Origin of the sequence: Gillisella vitis, assembly GCF_001541345.2 — a bacterium.
Taxonomy (GTDB): Bacteria; Pseudomonadota; Alphaproteobacteria; order Rhizobiales; family Rhizobiaceae; genus Allorhizobium; species Allorhizobium vitis.
The window spans coordinates 1-2741 of sequence record NZ_LMVL02000020.1 but is presented as its reverse complement, the minus strand read 5'-3'; the positions used below and the strand labels follow the sequence as shown (position 1 = coordinate 2741).

Below are 2741 nucleotides of genomic sequence, written 5' to 3'. Positions count from 1 at the left end.
GTAAGCGCGGTCTCCGCCCCATTGGATTGGGTGTATTTTGAGGCTTGCTGCGTATGCGAGAAGGTTTCCAGTTTTATCTGGAGATTTGCATGGCAGATGATGGATTTGTTGGTCGCTACGAAGTTGTCGAGCCGCGCCGCGGTAACCGGCGTTGGCCGGATGATGTGAAGGCGCGGATCGTGGCGGAAAGCTTTGAGCCTGGTGTTCGTGTTGTGGATGTCGCGCGCCGTCACGGCGTTATAGCAAACCAGCTTTCCGATTGGCGACGTCAAGTGCGTGACGGCATTCTGGTGCTGCCGTTTGCGGCGGCAACGACGCCGTCGGAGCACGATGGTGTCGAGCCGTCATTTGTTCCTCTGGCAATCGCTGCGGAGCCGCCTGAGCCTGTCAATCGTTTGCCGCTGCCGAAGCTGGCCTCCGACGGGCCGAGTGTGCAGGTTTTGACGTTGGAGATTGGCTCAGACGTTGTGATGCGGGTTCCTAATAATGTGCCCGTTGAACGGGTCGCCGCTCTGGTTCACGCTGTGCGAGGAGCGTCATGATCGTCGCGGGCCAACGACTGCCGATCCTGATCGCAACCCGTCCGGTTGACTTCCGCTGTGGGCATCAGGCGCTGGCTTTGATGGTGCAGACCGAGTTGAAGCTGGACCCGCATTCCGGGGTGACGGTGATCTTCCGGTCGAAGCGCGGGGATCGTCTGAAGATCCTGGTGTGGGATGGCACAGGAATGGTGCTAACTTACAAAATTCTTGAACATGGAAGCTTTGCCTGGCCCAAGGTTCAGGATGGGACGATGCGTCTTTCCAGGGGTCAATATGAGGCTTTGTTCGAAGGTCTTGACTGGCGGCGGGTGATGGCGCAACGGGTGACCGCGCCGTCGGCGGCAGGATGATTGTTCGGCCGTCTTTCTATTGTTTTATTTGGATTTTTTGAGCTGCTTTGCTATAAAGCGGCATGTCGCAACCTATTGATCTCAGCCTGTTTCCGGACCTTCCGCCAGAGGTAGTCAAAGCCTTTGCGGCGATGCAGTTCGAACTGTCGGTCGAGCGTGCGGCACGCCAGCATGAGCAGGCGGTCGTTGCCGAAAAGGACGCGTTCATCACTGAGCTGAAGGAACTGATCGAGAAGCTTGAGGGGCAGGTTCACGACTACAGGCGCACGAAGTTCGGGCCAAAATCGGAAAAGCTCGATCCGGCGCAGATGGAACTGGCACTGGAAGACCTTGAAACGGCGATTGCCGAAACACAGGCGCGGATCGCCGCCGTCGAGAAGAAGATCGAAGCCAGCGCAGATGATCCCGAAAAGGCTGGCAATTCTGGAGAGGTTGGCGATCCGGACAAGGCCGTTTCTCGCAAGGAGCGCAAGGCCCGTGCACTGCCCGAACACCTGCCGCGGGTCGAGCGCGTGATCGAGCCCGATAGCATCGTTTGTCCCTGCGGTTGCGGCAACATGGTCCGGATCGGCGAGGACCGGACGGAACGGCTCGACCGGATCCCGGCGCGCTACGAGGTGATCGTCACGATCCGCCCGAAATACGCATGCCCCAAGGGTCGAACCGGCGTCGTCCAGGCCAGAGCGCCGGCGCATCTTCTGGAAGGGAGCTGGCCGACGGAGGCCCTTCTGGCGGAGATTGCCGTCTCCAAGCATTCCGAACACATGCCCCTCAACCGTCAGGCCGAGGTCATGGCGCGACACGGCGTGCCAATCGACCGCACGGTGCTGGCCGATTGGATGGGGCGCACGGGTAGCGAAATCGCACCGGTGGTCGACCACATGGCCAAACGGCTGCTGTGGGAAAGCACGCGCCTCTATGTCGACGAAACGACCGCCCCGGTGCTGGATCCTGGGCGAGGCAAGACAAAGACCGGCTATCTCTGGGCCGTGCTGCGTGACGACCGCGGCTGGAATGGTTCTGCTCCGTCAGGTGTGGTGTTCCATTATCGGCCCGGGCGTAAAGGAGAATATGCCGCTGAGATCCTTGACGGGTTCAACGGCACAATCCAAGTGGATGCCTACGGCGGTTACTCTCATCTCGCTACGTCCGATCGTATCGGCGGCGCTCCGCTGAAGTTGGCTTTCTGTTGGGCACACGGGCGCAGAAAGCTGATCAAGGCCACGCCAAAGAGCGGATCGCCCATCGTCGACGAGGCGTTGGTGCGGATCGCCGCGCTCTACAAGATCGAAGACAGTATCCGAGGCTCAGACCCCGAACATCGCCGGGCAGTTCGACAGGACCTGTCCCTCCCGCTGGTGGAGGAGTTCTTCACCTGGCTGGCAGCCCAGGCCGCGCGCGTCTCACGCAAATCTGACCTCGGAAAAGCCCTGGCCTATATGCTGACGCGACAGGACGGATTCCGGCTGTTCCTGGACGATGGCCATGTCGATATCGACTCCAACCTGGTGGAAAACGCGATCCGCCGCCCGGCCATGAACCGCCGCAATGCGCTCTTTGCGGGGCACGATGAAGGGGGCCGCAATTGGGCTCGGTTTGCCAGTCTTATCGGCACTTGCAAAATGAACGGCGTTGAACCTTACGCCTATCTTTGCGACCTCTTCACCCGCCTCGCAAACGGCCACCTCGTGAAAGACATCGATGCCCTGATGCCTTGGGCCTATGCCACCCGCATCAAGGCCTCACAATGAGCTCGTCAGATACTCATCGGTGAGCTCACATCCGGCCCCCAGGCAAAACTATCAAGCCGCTGCAACTGAAAAATCAATGGGGCGTGGACGCCGCATAC

General features: G+C 60.0%; 3 protein-coding genes. All 3 read left to right on the top strand.

All coding sequences use genetic code 11. The features are described from left to right. Positions 1–89: 89 nt before the first annotated feature. Positions 90–542: an IS66-like element accessory protein TnpA gene (tnpA, locus tag ASB66_RS25970; RefSeq protein WP_060718545.1), complete on the top strand. Its 453-nt coding sequence runs from the start codon at positions 90–92 to the stop codon at positions 540–542. After that, positions 539–892, top strand: coding sequence for an IS66 family insertion sequence element accessory protein TnpB (gene tnpB, locus ASB66_RS25965; protein ID WP_010975401.1), 354 nt, complete (start codon positions 539–541; stop codon positions 890–892). The genes tnpA and tnpB overlap by 4 nt, the downstream gene beginning before the upstream one ends. A gap of 62 nt (positions 893–954) precedes the next feature. Then, positions 955–2643, top strand: a complete 1689-nt coding sequence (gene tnpC, locus ASB66_RS25960) for an IS66 family transposase (RefSeq protein ID WP_060718544.1) — start codon at positions 955–957, stop codon at positions 2641–2643. Positions 2644–2741: the final 98 nt, after the last annotated feature.

Excerpts from the sequence above, each read along its gene's own strand:
- tnpB (WP_010975401.1), top strand. The coding sequence starts at position 539 with ATGATCGTCGCGGGCCAACGACTGCCGATCCTGATCGCAACCCGTCCG.
- tnpC (WP_060718544.1), top strand. The coding sequence starts at position 955 with ATGTCGCAACCTATTGATCTCAGCCTGTTTCCGGACCTTCCGCCAGAG.
- tnpA (WP_060718545.1), top strand. The coding sequence starts at position 90 with ATGGCAGATGATGGATTTGTTGGTCGCTACGAAGTTGTCGAGCCGCGC.